This window comes from Streptomyces sp. TRD_SC_5 (assembly GCF_056836825.1).
Window position 1 is genome coordinate 583969 of the sequence record NZ_JBWZZS010000001.1, and the last position, 16012, is coordinate 599980.

Consider the following 16012-nt stretch of genomic DNA (forward strand, 5'->3'; position numbering starts at 1 on the left):
ACTTCCATCTCCGGGATGACAGTCCCGGGTACGAGTCCTCGCAGGTGAACGCCGTGCGGTGCGGTGATCACTCGACCCGCGAGAACCTGCGGGTGGCGGCCGTGAGCGCCAGCACGGCCAGCGCCGCGACCAGTCCCACCTCCAGGAGCACCGGTGGCGTCCATCCCCACCACTCGGGGCTCGCCGACCGGCTCCCCATGGCCGCGCCGTCCCCGGGCATGGTGCGGCGCAGCGCGTCCACCGCGTACGTGAGCGGATTGACGTTCACCGCCGTGCCCAGCCAGCCGGGCAGCCCGTTGGCCGGGAACATCGCTCCGGAGAGGAAGAAGAGCGGCATCATGCAGAGACTGACCGCGACCTGGAACGTCTCGGGCCTGGTGATGCAGACAGCGGCCGCCACCCCCAGCGCGGTGAAGGCGAACGACACCAGGGCCAGCTCCAGGAGGACCACCAGCAGCCCCAGGTCGTACGGGACCTCCGCGACGGGCGCGAGGATCAGCACCAGCAGTCCGTACACGGCGCCGGAGGTCGCGCCGCCGAGGCAGGTGCCGAACAGGATCGCGCTGCGCCGCACCGGGGCGACGAGCATCTGACGCAGGAAGCCCGAGCGCCGGTCCCAGACGATGGACGCGCCCACGGCGATGGCGGGTGCCTGCACCGACATGAGCAGTACGCCGGGGTAGAGGAACGTCCGGAAGTTGCGCAGGCTGTCGCCCGACATGGTGGAGTTCAGGCCCGTACCGAGCACCAGCAGGAACATCAGGGGCGTCAGCATGCCCATACCGATGCGCAGTTTGTTGCGGCTGAACCGGATCGTCTCGCGGCGCCACAGCACCACGACGGTGCGTACGTCGCGGGCGGCGCGGCCGCCGGACGTCCCGGGCGGCCGGCCGCTCGGGGCCTTGGCGGCCGCCGCGTCGCCGGCTTCGGCCGTTTCCACGCTGCCCACCTCGGTGCGCGCCATGTGCTACCTCCTCGGTCCGAAGCCGGCCGGGCCGGCCGGGTCGCCGTCGGCTTCCCGGATGGTGCGGCCGGTGTAGTGCAGGAACACGTCGTCGAGGGTGGGCGGGGTCACGGTCACCGAGTGGACGGGGACGGTGAGTTCGGCGCAGAGGCGGGGTACGAATCCGGCGCCGTCCTTGGCGCGCAGCCGCACTCCGTCCGGGCCGGCCTCCGCCTCCAGGCCGAACCGGTCCCGTACGGCCCGGGCAGCCGCCCCGTCGTCGCCGGTGCGCAGCCGCACCAAGTCGGCCCCGACCACCGCCTTGAGCTCCGCGGGGGTGCCCTCCACGACCAGTTCGCCGTCGTCCATGATGGCCATCCGGTCGCAGTGCTCGGCCTCCTCCAGGTGGTGGGTGGTGAGGAAGAGCGTGATCTCCTGCTCGGCGCGCAGCCGGTGCAGGTGCTCCCAGATGGCCACCCTGGTCTGGGGGTCGAGACCGGTGGTGGGCTCGTCGAGGAAGAGCACGCGCGGTGTGTGCAGCAGGCCGCGGGCGATTTCCAGCCGTCGCCGCATGCCGCCCGAGAATGTGCGTACGGGCGAGTCCCGGCGGTGCGTCAGCTCCACCAGTCCGAGCAGTTCGGCGATGGAGGCGCGGGCCCGCTGCCGTGGTATGCCGAACAGCTCCGCCTGGAAGCGGAGATTCTCCTCTGCGGTGAGTTCGCCGTCCAGCGTGGACTCCTGGAAGACCAGGCCGATGCTGCGCCGCACCTCGTCCGGCTCGCGCCGGATGTCGTGCCCGGCGACCTCGGCGTGTCCGGCCGAGGGACGCAGCAGGGTGCAGAGCATGCCGATGGTGGTGCTCTTGCCCGCGCCGTTGGGGCCGAGGAAGCCGTAGGTCTGGCCCGCGCCGACGGCGAGGTCCAGGTCGACCACGGCCTCATGGGTCCCGTACGTCTTGCGCAGCCCTTCCGCGAGGACGGCGTGCCCGGCGCTCACCGCTTGTCCCCGAGGGGCGCGGAACCGGCCGTCGCTCCCGGACCTGCCGGGTGGCGGACGCTCATCACCGTGTGGAACAGGGTCGTGTCGCCGGGCTCACCGACCGACCGGCCTTCGGCCTCCACCCAGGCGTGGGCCCGGAACGGCTGGGTGCGCACGCCTGTGCACCAGTCCGGCCAGCCGCCGTGCAGCCGGGCCAGGAGCACGGTGGCGACCGAGCGCTCCAGGCATCCCTGCCCGGCGCACCAGGCGCTCACCGACACCACGGACGTACGGGCGTCCAGCGTCAGCGCCGCCGTGGCCGGCCGGGCGCCGCGCGAGACGGCGCGCAGCACACGGCGCAGCCGCCGCGGGGGCAGCTTCGTCAGCAACCGGGCCGTACCGACCGCGCAGCGGGCCGTGATGTGCCGGTGCCAGCTGAGCCGGGCGGTCCGCTCCGAGACCACGGGCATCGTCATGAGCGCACCACCAGAGAGGCCTTGACCAGGGAGGCCAGCAGCGCCTTCACGTCGGCGCGGGCGCGCTCGCCGGCCTCGGGGCGGCCTCGGGTCAGGGTCACCGCGGCCTCGTCGGGCGACCGGCCGTCCAGCAGCAGCCGCAGGGTGGCAGCGCCGGTCCGGTTGAGCTGCCAGTAGCGGCCGTTGCGCTGGTCGAGCAGTACCAGGCCGTCCTCGACGTCGGTCGCGACCACTTCCGGTCCGATGGTGTACGTCATCGCGTTCCTCCCGCGGGGGAAACGGCATGCGGAGCGACGGCGCTGGGGGAACGCAGCCAGGTCTCGCAGGCCAGGGTGTTCTCGAACGGGCCGAGTTGACGGGTGTCGGGCATGGGCCGGTACAGCGCGGCGCGCAGGGCCGCCGCGTCCACCAGGCCGAGTTCGGCCAGCCGCAGATCCGTGCACAGCTCGGAGAGCCGCTCCCGGTTGCGGTACAGGCCCTCGTACGCCTCCTGGCCGAAGGACCCCTTGTCGTGGCGGTCGAGTACGGAATCGGGGACGGCGCCGCGCAGCGCTGTGGTCAGGACCGGCTTGTAGCGCCCTCGCGCCACGCGGTCGAGAACCCGCACGGACAGCGCTGCCTCGATGACGCGGTCGTCCATGAACGGTGTCTCGAACTCGACGCCGAGCGGACGGAGCGCGCGATTGAGCTGGCGGGCGGCTTGCCCGCTCAGCACGGTGACTTCCAGCGTCTGGTGCTGGAGCCGGTCGGGGTGCAGCGGCCGTGGCCGGCTCCCGGCGGCCTCGCGCATCAGCCGTCGTACGGTCGCAACCGCGTCACCGGTGGCCCAGGTGGGCATTCTCGGGTCGCCGCGTCCCCAGCCCAGCGGCGGCGTGAAGCGGGGTTGCGGCGGGGCGTCGATCCGCGCGGCGGCTTCGGCCAGCATCCGGCCGAAGCCGCCGCGGTCGGCGACGGACCGCACGGTCGCGCCCAGCGGCCAGCGGTTGACCGACCGGAAACGGCGCACGGTCCGCAGCCCCCGAACGGGGTTGCTGCGGATCAGGGACCAGGGGAACTGCGGGGCGACGCCGAAGAGTTCGTCCCCGCCGACGCCGAGAAGGTGCCGGGAGGATCCGTCCGCCGCGACGGTCCGCGCGAGGCTTTCGGTGTGCGCCCGGTTGCGGGTCCACACCAGAGGGCCCTCGGCGTCGTCCCGGGCACCGTCCCGGTGCGGGGTGGCCTCGTACCATTCGGGGCTTTCCAGCGGGTCCGCGAAACGGTGGTGGGCGGACGGCATCAGGGTGGCGGCCCGGCGCGCCCAGGAGGTGTCCTCGTTGGCCCGGTCCTTCGGCTGCCAGTGATGGGTGATCAGCCGGGGGCCGGCGGTGGTCGCGTTGGCGTAGGCGTTGGCGTTCGCGTCGGCGAGAAAGCACAGACTCGTGGAGTCCAGGCCGCCGGAGAGGTCGGCGCTGATGACGTCCTGCCCGGCCGCCCGTACCGCCACGGAGTCGGTGAGTGCCTCACGTATCGCGTCCGCGGCCTTGGTCAGCGGCGTGGCGGCCTCCGGCGGGAGCCACCACCGCACGGTGCGCGCCTGGCCATCGGCTCGCACGTCCAGCCAGCAGCCCACGTCCAGGGTCTCGATGCCGGCCCATATCGATGCCCTGGCCAGCGGCCAGGGGACGGGGAGCAGCAACTGCAGCGCGAGGACGTCCTCGTCGAGTCGTGGATGGTCCATCAGCGGCGTGAGGCCGCCGGGGCTGTCGGCGGCGACAGAGACTGTGCCGATGCGGGTGTGGAAGACCTGGCGGGCGGTGGACACCGAGCCCTGGGTGCGGGTCCGGCCGTCGAACGACGCGGCGAGGTGGAAGCTGCCGGGGAGGCGGCGGGCGACGGCGTCCAGAGCATGCGGCGAGCCCGCGTTCGCCAGTGCGCGGGTGAGCGGACCCTGCTCCGCGCGGGTCCTGCCGAGCAGCGCGAGGCTGCGCGGTCCGCTGCGTACGAGTACGCATTCGTCGTCGGCCCACTGCCCGATCAGCCAGGGCCGGCCGGAGGCGTGCGGGACCGTCCGCGCACCGGGGCGGGTCGCCGCCCGCGCGACGGGGCCCGCCGACGGGCAGTCGGGAAGAACCAGAAACTCCATGTCCCCTTCTTTGCTAGCGGGTCACGTGGACAGCGCGCCAAGTGGCCTGTGCCGAGCGGACTGCACGCCGAAGACGACGCGCACCAAGCAGAGGTGCGGCGGCCGAAACCGCCGCGCGTCCGGTCCTCAGCAGACCCAGGAGCCCCAGCCGACCCAGTCGGCGCAGTCGTTGCCGACGCCCAGCGTCACGTCGGCGAAGTCACCGGCCTCGACGAGCTGCGGCGGCCCGTACCCTTCCTCGAACACGGGCAGGAGCATGCTCCCCCTTCCTCGCTCCGGCGATCAGGAAGTGGCGGCGAAGGGCGTCGGCGTGCGCCGCCGCTGCCACTCCGCCGCCGCATGCGTGGCGGGTCTCACCGCCCCGCGTCAGGGCCTCAGCAGATCCAGGCGTCCCCGTTGAACCAGTCGACCTGGTCGCAGGGGCCCCCGCCGAGCGTGAGCTCGGAGAAGTCGCCGACCTCGACGAGCACGGGCGGCTCGTAGATCTCCTCGAACGTGGCCATGTTCCACCATCCTTTTCTCAGGCGGTCGGGAGCCCGGCTTTCCTCGGCAGCGATGCCGTCGCACTCCGTACTCCCTGGTCACGCACAACGTAGGCCGCCTGACGTCCCGGGCTCTTGGGCACACTGTCCCGTCCCGGTCCCGCGTACGGGCCTTCTCGCCCTCAGGCGTCCCTGCGCCGCAGCGCGAGGTATCCGGCGAGCAGGGAAACCGCGACCCAGGCGGCGAGCACGGCCATGCCGCTCCACGCGGTGAGGATCGTGCCGTCCTGCGGCTCCCTGCGCATGATGATCCCGCCGGCCGCGTCGGGCAGGAACTGGGCGGCCTTCCGCACCCCGGGGAGGTTGTTGAGGATCTCCGAGACCATGAAGAACAGGGGCACCAGGATGCCCAGGGTGAGTGCCGGGCTGCGCAGTACGGTCGCGAGGCCCATGGAGAACGCGCAGATCAGGGTCATGTAGAGGATCGAGCCGACCATCGCGCGCATCACCCCGTCGTCGGAGACCGACGCGTTGTGCGGGCCGCCGATGGCTGCCTGGGCGGTGAAGAAGGTGACGACCACGACCACCGTCGAGACGACGAGGGCGATCGCGGTTCCGGTGAGCACCTTGGCCGCGTAGAAGACGCCACGCCGGGGCACGGCGCTGAGCGAACTGCGGATCGTGCCTGTCGAGTACTCGGCGCACACCGTGAGCACACCGAAGACGACCAGGGAGATCATGCCGAGCCGCAGCCCGTTGAAGCCGGAGCCGACCGGGTCGAAGTTCGCCTTGCTCTCCGCGCTCATGTCGTCGTACGCGCCCCGCAGGACGTATCCGAAGAGCAGCGCGATGATCACGCTCACGAGGAAGCACAGGACCAGGCTCCACAGGGTGGAGCGCAGCGTCCGGATCTTGGTCCATTCGAAGGCCACGGCCGCGCTGGTGTCCGCCATCGTCAACGCACCTCCTCGTCCGCGCGGTAGTCGGCCTCGTTCGCGGTCAGTTGCATGAAGGCCTCTTCCAGGGAGGCTGTACGAGGACTGATCTCATGCACCGTCACCCGGTTTCTGGCGGCGAGCTCGCCCACCGTCCGCAGGCTCGCGCCGACTGCCTCAAGCACCCCGTCGGGCCCGTTGCCGGTCTCGATGCCGGCCTTCGTCAGTGCGTCACGCATCCGCTCCGGTTCGGGCGTGCGGATCAGGATGTACGAACGGGAGTTGCGCGCGATGAACTCGTCCACGGAGGTGTCCGCGAGGAGCCGCCCCCTGCCGATGACGATCAGGTGGTCGGCGGTCAGCGCCATCTCGCTCATCAGATGGCTGGAGACGAAGACCGTACGTCCCTCGCCGGCGAGCCTCTTCATCAGCCCGCGGATCCACAGGATGCCTTCCGGGTCGAGGCCGTTGACCGGCTCGTCCAGCAGCAGTACGCCCGGGTCCCCGAGGAGCGCCGCGGCGACACCGAGGCGCTGGGCCATGCCGAGCGAGAACTCCTGGGTGCGCTTGTGTGCCGCGCTGCTCAGCCCGACGGCCTCCAGGGCCTCGTCGACGCGCCGGGCGGGGATACGGTTGCTGCGGGCGAGGCCCGTCAAATGGGCGTGGGCCGTACGGCCGCCGTGCAGCGCCTTGGCCTCCAGCAGCGCACCGACCTTCCGCAGCGGCTGCGACAGCTGCCGGTAGTGCCGGCCGTCGATGAGAACCTGGCCGGACGTCGGACGGTCGAGGCCGAGCATGGCCCGCATCGTCGTGGACTTCCCGGCGCCGTTGGGTCCGAGGAAGCCGGTCACCCGGCCCGGCTCCACGCGGAAGGAGAGCCTGTCGACCGCCAGGGTCGCCCCGTAGCGTTTGGTCAGTTGCTGTACCTCAATCATGTCCCTCACCCTTGTTCAGGCCGGTGCCTCCTCACATCGGGCTGGAGAATGTCATCCCCGGGACCGAGGCCACGGCGGCGGAACGGGCCGGCGGCGGTGGAGGGGGTCACCCTCCACCGCCGCCGGGTGGTGCGGGCCGTCGCCGGCCCTGCATGCGTTTCAGCGAGGGTCTCAGCAGACCCAGGCACCGCCGCCGTACCAGTCCACGCACTGGTTGTCCCAGCCGAGGGTCAGGTCGGAGAACTCGCCGATCTCGACGAGCTCGGGGGTCTCGTACTCCTCGTACGCAGCCATGCGATCACCATCCTTCGTATGCAAGATGGGCAAGGACGGGCCGCCGGATCGAAGCCGGCGACCCGCCCCGCGCTGTCGTTCACAACGTAGGACTCCCGTCGTCCCGGGCTCTTGGGGCCATGAGCCCTTCCGGGTCCCGGACTTGGCGGCCGGTCCGCCGCGCCACGCGTCGTCACGCGCCCAGGCCGGCGTCGCGGGCGCGTACGACGGCCGACGCCCGGTCGGTGATCTGGAGCTTGGAGAACACGTGAGACACGTGGTTGCGCACGGTCTTCTCGGCGAGCACCAGTTCGCGCGCGATCTGCCGGTTGGTGTTGCCCCGGGCGATCAGGTCGAGTATCTGCCGCTCCCGTTCGGTGAGCTGCGGGAAGGCCGCCCGGCTCGGCAGCTCGTGAACGGCGGAGAAGTACGTGCTCAGCCGCCCGGCCACGGTCGGGCTGAACACGGCTCCGCCACCCGCCACGGTACGTACGGCCCTGAGCAGCTCGTCCCGCGGAGATCCCTTGACCAGGTAGCCGTGGGCTCCCGCGCGCAGTGCCGCCACGACCGCGTCGTCGTCCTCGCTCACCGACATCATCAGCACCCGGGGGGCTTCCTTGTCCGGCCGGGCGGCGGCGATGGCGGCGGCAACCACGATGCCCGAGCCGCCGGCAGGCAGCTGAAAGTCCATCAGGACGACGTCTGTGTCGACCTGTTCGTCCACCAGAGCCCGGATCGCGCCCTCCTGCGTGTCGGCCTCGCCGACCACCTCCATGTCCTGCGCGTCCTCCACGGCCAGGCGCACCCCGGCCCGGAACAGCGGATGGTCGTCCACGAGGAACAGCCGGGTGCGCGCACGTCCGTCCTTCATGCGGCCGCCATTCATACGGCCGCCTTGGGCAGCACTGCCCGGACGAGCGTCCCCGCCCCGACGTCCGTACGCGGCAGCACTTCGCAGTGTCCGCCGATCTCCGCGGCGCGCCGGGCCATCGAGGTCAGCCCGACCCCCTGGTCCCGGGCGCCGCTGCCGGGTGGCCCGACACCGTCGTCGATCACTTCCAGGACCAGCCAGCCGCTGTCGGCCGTCAGACGTACGGTCGCCGTGTGCGCGTTGGCGTGCCGCATGACGTTGGTCAGCCCTTCCGAGGCGATGCGGTACGCCGCGAGCTCGGTGGCGAAGGAGACCTCGGGATCGGGCAGCGAGTCGGGCAGCTCCGTCCGGAACGTGAGTGAGGTGTCGGCGTCGATGCGGCTCACCAGCCGCCGCAGCGCCTCCGGCAGGCCCGCTCCGTCCAGGTCCGGGGGGCGCAGATCATCGATGATGCGGCGGATGTCGTCGACCGTGCGGGAGGTCTCGGCGGCCGCGTCGAGGATCAGCCTCCGGGCGGACGGCTGGGCGACCCGCGTGGCGGCGACGTCGAGCCGGAGCCTGATGCCGGCGAGCGCGGGGCCGAGGCTGTCGTGCAGGTCGACCCGGAGCCTGCTGCGCTCGTCCTCACGGGCGGCCACCACCCGGTCATGCAGCTGGGGGACCCACACCTGGGCCTGCCGGGGGCGCCACCGGTACCGGAGATGGTCGACGCCCTGCCAAAGGAGGCCCAGCAGCGGCAGGACGGTGAGCAGAGCGAAAGCGACGTTGAACTGGCCGGGTCTCGGCATGACGGTGAACGACGCGAGAAGGGCCAGGAAAATTCCGACGGACACGCCCCTCATGCAGGCCCGCAACAAGTGGAGAGGAAGTGAGGGTGCGTCGTCCGTTTTATCGTCGAATTCCGTTCCCCTGCAACCGCATAGCCCCGTTGATTTCTCATGCGCCTGAAACTAACGCCCGGAACCGACCCGAAGGGAGATAGTAATCGGACTATCGTGGAGGCGGGCGCGGTGGCCGGGCCGTCGCATTCCCCTTGCGGACGGCGGCAGTTCGGGCGGCGGGCCCGGTGCGGAGTGGTCCAGGTCGCGCGGACGACGTTCCCGGCCGGCCCATGGGCGGCGGATACGACACGGCCGAAAAGCGTCCGTTCACCGAAATCCGGTCGGACGCATAACCGGCTTCCTCGGGGGCTTCCGTCGACCGGTTCATCCAGTCGGTTTGTTAATACCGACCAGTACCCTCAAGAGAATCTCCGCGCGGACGTCCCCGAGAATCCTCTTTCCCGGCTGGAGCGCTTGCTCACCGCTTCCCGGGGCGGGCACGGCGGTCACCGCGCCCGCCCCGGGGGGATTCTCAGATCGCCCAGCCGTACTGGTCGGGCGTGTGCACCTCACCGCCGAGTTCGCGTGCGGCGTGGCGGGCGAACGAAGGGTCGCGCAGCAGTTCCCGGCCGAGCAGTACGGCGTCCGCCTGACCGTCGGCGAGGATCTTGTCGGCCTGCACCGGGTCGGTGATCAGGCCGACCGCGGCGACCGGCAGTCCGGTCTCGGTACGGACCCGCTCGGCGAACGGCACCTGGTAGCCGGGGCCGACGGGGATCCGCGCGCGGGGCGCGAGTCCGCCCGTCGAGACGTCGAGCAGGTCCACCCCGTGCGCCCGCAGCTCACGGGCGAAGCGGACGGTGTCGTCGGCGGTCCAGCCGCTGCGCTCGTCCTCGGCGTTCTCGGTCAGCCAGTCGGTGGCCGAGATCCGGAAGAACAGCGGCAGCTCCTCGGGCCACACCGCGCGCACGGCGTCCACGACCTCCAGGGCGAACCGCGTGCGGTTCTCGAAGGAACCGCCGTACTCGTCGGTGCGGTGGTTGCTGTGCGGGGAGAGGAATTCTCCGATCAGGTAGCCGTGCGCCCCGTGTATCTCGGCGACCTTGAAACCGGCCGCGAGGGCCCGCCGCGCGGCGGCCGCGAACTGTCCGACGATCTCGCGGATCTGACCGGTGGTGAGCTCGGTGGGTACGGGATGCCCTTCTCCGTACGGCGACGGGCTCGGCGCGACGGCCTGCCAGGCCTCGGGGTCGTCCGCGACGATCGGGGCACCGCCGCGCCAGGGGCGGTCGGTGGACGCCTTGCGTCCGGCGTGCGCCAGCTGGATGCCCGGGACGGTGCCCTGGCTCTCGAGGAACGCCGTGATGCGGCGGAACGCCTCGACCTGCGCGTCGTTCCAGATGCCCAGGTCGGCCGGGCTGATCCGGCCCTCCGGGGTGACCGCCGTGGCCTCCACCAGAATCAGGCCGGTACCGCCGGCGGCGCGGGCGGCGTAGTGGGCGAAGTGCCAGTCGTTCGCGACTCCGGCGTTCGGGCCGAACACCTCCGCGCTGTACTGGCACATGGGTGCCATCCAGATGCGGTTGGGAATGGTCAGCGATCGCAGGGTGTAGGGCTCGAAGAGGGCGCTCACGAGAAGGACTCCGTTTCAGCTGGTGCAGCTGGATCGACTTCGCTTAGTACGAGACACACCGTACTACGACGACCGTGAAATTACGAAGCCTTTCGTACAACGGGTCCGGTCAGCCACCGAAGGGCGTGCCCGGCAGGCCCCGGCCCGCGTCCGGGAGCGCCAGCAGTGAGCCGGCCAACGGGTGCGGGAGGGTGAGCCCGGTCCGGGCGGTCGTGACGTACAGATCACGCAGGCCGGCGCCACCGAAGGCGCAGGCCGTAGGGCGGCGTACGGGAAGTTCGACGATCTTGTCGAGCCGCCCGTCCGGCGCGTAACGGCGGATCGCCGCACCGTCCCAGAGCGCCACCCAGACACAGCCGTCGGCGTCGACGGTCAGGCCGTCCGGGTAGCCTGCCCCCTCCTCGATGCGCACCCACGCGCGCCGGTTGGTGACGCGCTCCCCCTCGCCGGCCACGTCGAAGACGTCGATACGCCGGGTGGGCGAGTCGGCGTAGTACATGAGGCGCCCGTCCGGGCTCCAGCCCGTGCCGTTGCTGACAGCGGCGTCCACCGCCCGCGCCGCCGTGCCGTCCGGGGCGATCCGCGTGAGACTTCCGCCGCCCGGCGCCTCGTCGTACCGCATCGTCCCCGCCCACAGCGCCCCGTCCGGGGCGACCGCCGCGTCATTGCCGCGCCGGCCGGCCACGGGGTCGCGCACCAGCCAGGAGAAGGCGAGGCCGGCGTCGTACAGGCCGATTCCGTCGCGGAGGTTGACCACCAGGCCGCCGCCCGCCCGCGGCTTGGCCGCGCCGACATGCTGTTCGGTGGTCATGACCGTACGACGGCCGCTCACCGGGTCGTAGGTGTGGACGCGCGCGGACAGGATGTCCACCCAGATCAACCGCCCTGCGGCCGCGTCCCAGGTGGGCCCCTCGCCGAGCCACGCCCGTTCCCGTACCGCGACCTCCACGCCCCCTGCGTTCACGACCGGACCCGGTGACCGAGGCGGACCGACAGGTCACCCGCGCCCTTGGCCGCCAGCTCGGCCAGCTCCGCCTCCCGAGCCTCGCTCCACCGGATCATGGGTACGGAGATGGACAGCGCGGCGACCACCCGGCCCGCGCTGTCGCGAACCGGCGCGGCCACGCAGCTCACGTCCGGGTTCGACTCCCGGTGCTCGAAGGCGAGACCGCGCTCCCGGATCTCGGTCAGCGCGGTGCGCAGATCGTCCGGATCAGTGATGCTGTTGGGCGTCATGGCGGCGAGGTCCCGCCCTTCGACGCGCGCGTCGAGCTCCCCCTCCGGCAGCGAGGCGAGCAGCATCTTGCCGACGGAGGTGCAATGGGCGGGCAGCCTGCGGCCGGCGGCGGACACCATCCGGACGGCGTGCGTGGAGTCCACCTTGGCGATGTAAATGACGTCGGCGTCCTCCAGGATGGCGACATGGACGGTCTCGTCGCAGGTCTCGGCCACTTCCCGGGCCACCTGCTGCCCCTCCGCGGCGAGATCGAGCTGTTCCGCGTACCGGCTGCCGAGCTGGTACGTGCGCACACCGAGCCGGTAGCGGCCGGGCTGATCGGGAACGGGCACCACGTAGGAGCGGGCGGCGAGCGTGGTGAGCAGCTCGTGCACCGTGGTGCGCGGCAGCTGGAGCTTGCGGGTGACGTCGGGCGCCGAGAGCGTGCCGTCCCCTTCCAGGAACAGCTCCAGTATGTCCAGCGACCTCGTCACCGCCGGGACCAGTCGTCCCATGATCGGCCACCCACCCCATCCGTTCGAAACTCCGACCATTGGCCGGTATGACGAACACAGGCTAACCACAGGTTCGTTCGCACGGCAATGGTCAACGCTTCACGGTGCGCAAGCCATTGACACCCCCTGGAGCTCCTGATTACGGTCACGCCAGCATTTCGAACGTGTGACGAAATCTCGAACACACCCCAAGGGACAACTGCCTTGCGTATTACGGGAATCAGCACCCATGTCGTCGGGACACCCTGGCGCAATCTCACCTATGTCGTCGTCCATACGGACGAAGGCCTCACCGGTGTCGGTGAGACCCGGATGCTCGGCCACACCGACGCGCTGCTCGGCTACCTCCGCGAGGCCGAGGCCAACCACATCGCGGGATCGGACCCGTTCGCCGTCGAGGACCTGGTCCGCCGGATGAAGTACGGCGACTACGGACGGGCCGGCGAGATCGTCATGTCGGGCATCGCCGTCGTGGAGATGGCCTGCTGGGACATCAAGGGCAAGGCGCTCGGGGTGCCGGTCTGGCAGCTGCTCGGCGGAAAGGTCACCGACAAGGTCAAGGCGTATGCCAACGGCTGGTACACCACCGAGCGCACCCCCGAGGCGTACCACAAGGCCGCTCAGGCGGTCGTCGACCGGGGCTACCGCGCGCTGAAGATCGACCCGTTCGGCACCGGTCACTACGAGCTCGACCACGCCGGGACGCTCTACGCGGTGTCGCTGATCGAGGCCGTACGGGACGCGATCGGCCCGGAGACCGAGCTGATGCTGGAGATGCACGGACGCTTCTCCCCCGCCACGGCGGTGCGCCTCGCCCGCGAGCTGGCGCCCTTCGGGCCCGCCTGGCTGGAGGAACCGGTCCCGCCGGAGAACCTCAAGGCGCTGGAGAAGGTCGCCACGAAGGTGGACATGCCGATCGCCACCGGGGAGCGCATCCATGACCGGATCGAGTTCCGCGAGCTGTTCGAGTCGCAGGCCGCCGACATCATCCAGCCGGACCTCGGCCATGTCGGCGGCATCCTGGAGGCCAGGAAGCTCGCCGCGACCGCCGAGACGCACTACGTGCAGATCGCCCCGCACAACGTGGGCGGCTCGGTGCTGACCGCCGCCAGCCTCCAACTGGCCGCCTGCACCCCGAACTTCAAGATCCTTGAGCACTTCAACGACTTCGCCGACGCGGAGATCAAGAAGGTGGTGCGCGGAGCGCCCGAGGTGGTCGACGGCTACTTCGAGGTGTCCCACGCCCCTGGTCTCGGCGTAGAGCTCGATGTCGCGGCGGCGGCCGAATTCCCCCAGCAGCAGGCCAGGTTCGACCTGTGGGCCGAGGGCTGGGAGCAGAGGAAGCCGAAGTGAGCAGCCGTTCTGTCGTGATCGAGCGGCCCGGCGAACACCGGTTGGTGACGGGTCCACGTCCCGAACCCGGACCCGGCGAGGTCCTGGTACGGGTGGCCGCGGCCGGGATCTGCATGAGCGACCGTGAGGTGTACGACGGCCATCGCGACGCGGCGTACGTGCGCTATCCGGTGGTTCCCGGGCACGAGTGGTCCGGGACCGTCGAGGCGGTGGGCGAGGGTGTCGACGCGGGGCTGGTCGGGCGCAAGACCGTGGCCGAGGGATTCCGGGCGTGCGGCACCTGTGAGCGGTGCCGCTGCGGCGATACGTCGCTGTGCACGGCCGGGTACGACGAGACGGGCTTCACCCGGCCGGGCGCCTTCGCCGACCATGTGGCCCTTCCCGCCCGGCTGCTGCATCCGCTCGCCGACGACGCCGACCTGCGGGCCGCGGCGCTGCTGGAGCCGGCCGCGGTGGTGGCTGCCGCCGTGCGGGCGGGACGGGCGGAGGCGGGCGAGCGGGTGGCGGTGGTGGGCGCGGGGACGCTGGGGCTGCTGGCCGTGCAGCTGCTGGCGGCGTCGAACCCCGGTGAGCTGGCGGTTTTCGACCCGCGTGCGGAACGGGCGGCTCAGGCGCTGGAGTTCGGGGCGACCGATGCGCGTACGCCGGAGGAGGGGGGTGACCTCGCGGGACGGTACGACCTGGTCGTCGAGACCGCCGGAGCGCCTTCCACTGCCGCTTCGTCGTGTCTGCTGGCCCGGCGGGGCGGCCGGGTGGTCCTGACCGGAATGTTCGCGCCGGGAGCGACGGGCATCGACCCGGTGCACCTGTCGCTGAGCCAGCTCAGCGTGCGGTCCGTCTTCGGGGCGCCGTCGTCGGCGTGGTCGTTCGCCGTACGGGCGTTCGGCGCGGGACTGATCGACCCGGGGCCGCTGATCACGCACGAGTTTCCACTGGAGGAATTCGGCGATGCGGTGGCGCTTGTGGGGGGCGGCGACCCGAAGGTGGGCAAGGTCCTGCTGCGGCCGTAGGGGTGGCCGGGGGCGTTTCTTTCCCCTACCCGCCCCTTCCCACAACCGGGGCTCCGCCCCAGGCCCCGGTCCTCAAATGCCGGACGGGCTGAAGGGTTCCCGGACGGCGAAGGACTGCGACGTCGGAAGGGGGTGGCCGTACCCGAAGTTGGCGGAGTACGCCGAAGGACTTTCCGCACCGAGCGGTCCCCGAAAGCCGCCGCGCACCGGAGAGGCTCCGGCAAGTACCGACAAGTCGCCGTACCCACCGAACGGCTGCGGTTACCACCGCCAGGTGTCGTACGCCGAATCCTCAGCGCCACGCGGCAGTTGCCGCACCCGAAATGGCCTGGGGGCTTGCGCCCAGTTGCGGGGAGGGGCGGGCAGGGGAAATGCCCACCGTCCCCACCCCACCGTCCCTTACTCACCGAATCGAACCTCGTCCGAAATACCGAACCAAGGAGCCTCGTGACCGCCCCGTCAGCCCCAGCCCCCCGGCACCCCGGCGCCGACGCCCTCGCCCGCATCGGCCATCCCACACCCGACGACAACCCCGCCGACACCTCTCCCCACGCTTTCCCCGACGGCGGCACCTGGCGCACCGAGGTCCCGTCCGTCGAAGGCCCCGAGGCGCTCGCCGTCGTACTCAAGGAGAGTGCGCGCCTCGACCTCCCCATCCACCGCATCAGCCAGGGCAGCGGCGTCTGGATGCTCACCGACGCCGACATCACCGAAATGGTGGAGTCCTGCGCCGAACGCGACATCGAGCTCTGCCTGTTCACCGGACCGCGCGGCACCTGGGACATCGGCGCCGCCACCCGCAGCGACTCGGGCGGAGCCGGCCTGCGGGCCCGGGGGCACGACGCACTCGCCGGATGCGTCGAGGACGCCCTGCGCGCGACCGCGCTGGGGGTGAAGTGCCTGCTCGTCGCCGACGAGGGCGTGCTGTGGACACTGCACCGGCTGCGCGCCGACGGACTGCTGCCCGCCGACACCACACTCAAGGTGTCCGCGCTGATCGGCCCCGTCAATCCCGCTTCGTACGCCGTGTACGAGCGGCTCGGCGCCGACTCCGTCAACATCCCCTCCGACCTCACGCTCACCCACTTCACCGAGATCCGCCGGGTCAGCCGCGCCCCCATGGACCTTTACGTGGAGGCGCCAGACGACCTCGGCGGCTACATCCGGATGTACGAGGTCGCGGAGCTGATCCGACGCGGCGCGCCGCTGTATCTCAAGTTCGGACTGTCCAAGTCGCCCGGCATCTATCCGTACGGCGCCCAACTCCGCGACACCGCACTGGCCGGTGCCCGCGAGCGCGTACGCCGCGGGCGCCTCGTACTCGATCTGCTCGCCCGGCACGGCGCGGCCGGCGGCATGTCCCCGCTCGGCTCCCGCCTCCCCGGCCCCCTCCACCGCTTCCCCACCACCGCCACGACCGCCACCACCACCACCCCCACGAAGGACTGA

General features: G+C 71.4%; 18 protein-coding genes. 3 read left to right on the forward strand and 15 right to left on the reverse strand.

Annotation, left to right across the window (positions count from 1 at the left end):
- Window positions 1-67 precede the first annotated feature (67 nt).
- From AC1P0E_RS02770 to AC1P0E_RS02840, 15 genes are all read right to left on the reverse strand, one after another.
- Window positions 68-964: an ABC transporter permease gene (locus AC1P0E_RS02770; protein WP_482740545.1), complete on the reverse strand. Its 897-nt coding sequence runs from the start codon at window positions 962-964 to the stop codon at window positions 68-70.
- A 3-nt stretch (window positions 965-967) separates the two neighbouring features.
- Entirely contained in the window at window positions 968-1939 is a 972-nt protein-coding gene (locus AC1P0E_RS02775; RefSeq protein WP_482740546.1) for an ATP-binding cassette domain-containing protein, read from the reverse strand.
- Window positions 1936-2397 carry a lasso peptide biosynthesis B2 protein gene (locus AC1P0E_RS02780; protein WP_482740547.1) on the reverse strand — a complete coding sequence of 154 codons (462 nt, stop codon included), beginning with the start codon at window positions 2395-2397 and terminating at the stop codon, window positions 1936-1938. Before AC1P0E_RS02780 ends, AC1P0E_RS02775 begins: the two co-directional genes overlap by 4 nt.
- Complete coding sequence (locus AC1P0E_RS02785; RefSeq protein WP_482740548.1) at window positions 2394-2654, reverse strand: lasso peptide biosynthesis PqqD family chaperone; 261 nt, start codon at window positions 2652-2654, stop codon at window positions 2394-2396. The genes AC1P0E_RS02780 and AC1P0E_RS02785 overlap by 4 nt, the downstream gene beginning before the upstream one ends.
- The gene (locus AC1P0E_RS02790; RefSeq protein WP_482740549.1) at window positions 2651-4519 is read right to left on the reverse strand and encodes an asparagine synthase-related protein; all 1869 of its coding nucleotides are present in this window, start codon (window positions 4517-4519) and stop codon (window positions 2651-2653) included. The genes AC1P0E_RS02785 and AC1P0E_RS02790 overlap by 4 nt, the downstream gene beginning before the upstream one ends.
- A 126-nt stretch (window positions 4520-4645) precedes the next feature.
- Window positions 4646-4777 carry a lasso RiPP family leader peptide-containing protein gene (locus AC1P0E_RS02795; RefSeq protein WP_482740550.1) on the reverse strand — a complete coding sequence of 44 codons (132 nt, stop codon included), beginning with the start codon at window positions 4775-4777 and terminating at the stop codon, window positions 4646-4648.
- 116 nt (window positions 4778-4893) lie between these two features.
- Entirely contained in the window at window positions 4894-5022 is a 129-nt protein-coding gene (locus AC1P0E_RS02800; RefSeq protein ID WP_482740551.1) for a lasso RiPP family leader peptide-containing protein, read from the reverse strand.
- A 161-nt stretch (window positions 5023-5183) separates the two neighbouring features.
- Window positions 5184-5954 (reverse strand): ABC transporter permease, encoded by a 771-nt coding sequence (locus AC1P0E_RS02805; protein WP_482740552.1) that lies wholly within the window; start codon window positions 5952-5954, stop codon window positions 5184-5186.
- A 2-nt stretch (window positions 5955-5956) separates the two neighbouring features.
- Complete coding sequence (locus AC1P0E_RS02810) at window positions 5957-6871, reverse strand: ATP-binding cassette domain-containing protein (RefSeq protein ID WP_482740553.1); 915 nt, start codon at window positions 6869-6871, stop codon at window positions 5957-5959.
- Window positions 6872-7042: 171 nt separating this feature from the next.
- On the reverse strand, window positions 7043-7165 hold the full coding sequence (locus AC1P0E_RS02815; RefSeq protein ID WP_482740554.1) for a lasso RiPP family leader peptide-containing protein: 123 nt from the start codon (window positions 7163-7165) through the stop codon (window positions 7043-7045).
- Window positions 7166-7337: 172 nt separating this feature from the next.
- A complete protein-coding gene (locus tag AC1P0E_RS02820) occupies window positions 7338-8015 on the reverse strand; it encodes a response regulator (RefSeq protein WP_482740555.1) in 678 nt (225 codons plus the stop codon).
- Between the two features lie 11 nt (window positions 8016-8026).
- On the reverse strand, window positions 8027-8848 hold the full coding sequence (locus tag AC1P0E_RS02825; protein ID WP_482740556.1) for a sensor histidine kinase: 822 nt from the start codon (window positions 8846-8848) through the stop codon (window positions 8027-8029).
- A 520-nt stretch (window positions 8849-9368) separates the two neighbouring features.
- Complete coding sequence (locus AC1P0E_RS02830; RefSeq protein ID WP_482740557.1) at window positions 9369-10469, reverse strand: NADH:flavin oxidoreductase/NADH oxidase; 1101 nt, start codon at window positions 10467-10469, stop codon at window positions 9369-9371.
- 109 nt (window positions 10470-10578) lie between these two features.
- Window positions 10579-11433 (reverse strand): SMP-30/gluconolactonase/LRE family protein, encoded by an 855-nt coding sequence (locus tag AC1P0E_RS02835; RefSeq protein WP_482740558.1) that lies wholly within the window; start codon window positions 11431-11433, stop codon window positions 10579-10581.
- Window positions 11430-12200 (reverse strand): IclR family transcriptional regulator, encoded by a 771-nt coding sequence (locus AC1P0E_RS02840; protein WP_482740559.1) that lies wholly within the window; start codon window positions 12198-12200, stop codon window positions 11430-11432. The genes AC1P0E_RS02835 and AC1P0E_RS02840 overlap by 4 nt, the downstream gene beginning before the upstream one ends.
- 204 nt (window positions 12201-12404) lie before the next feature.
- Between AC1P0E_RS02840 and AC1P0E_RS02845 the strand changes: the two genes are divergently transcribed.
- From AC1P0E_RS02845 to AC1P0E_RS02855, 3 genes are all read left to right on the forward strand, one after another.
- Window positions 12405-13553, forward strand: coding sequence for a mandelate racemase/muconate lactonizing enzyme family protein (locus tag AC1P0E_RS02845; protein WP_482740560.1), 1149 nt, complete (start codon window positions 12405-12407; stop codon window positions 13551-13553).
- A complete protein-coding gene (locus tag AC1P0E_RS02850; protein WP_482740561.1) occupies window positions 13550-14563 on the forward strand; it encodes a zinc-dependent alcohol dehydrogenase in 1014 nt (337 codons plus the stop codon). The genes AC1P0E_RS02845 and AC1P0E_RS02850 overlap by 4 nt, the downstream gene beginning before the upstream one ends.
- A gap of 447 nt (window positions 14564-15010) precedes the next feature.
- Window positions 15011-16012, forward strand: coding sequence for a hypothetical protein (locus tag AC1P0E_RS02855; protein ID WP_482740562.1), 1002 nt, complete (start codon window positions 15011-15013; stop codon window positions 16010-16012).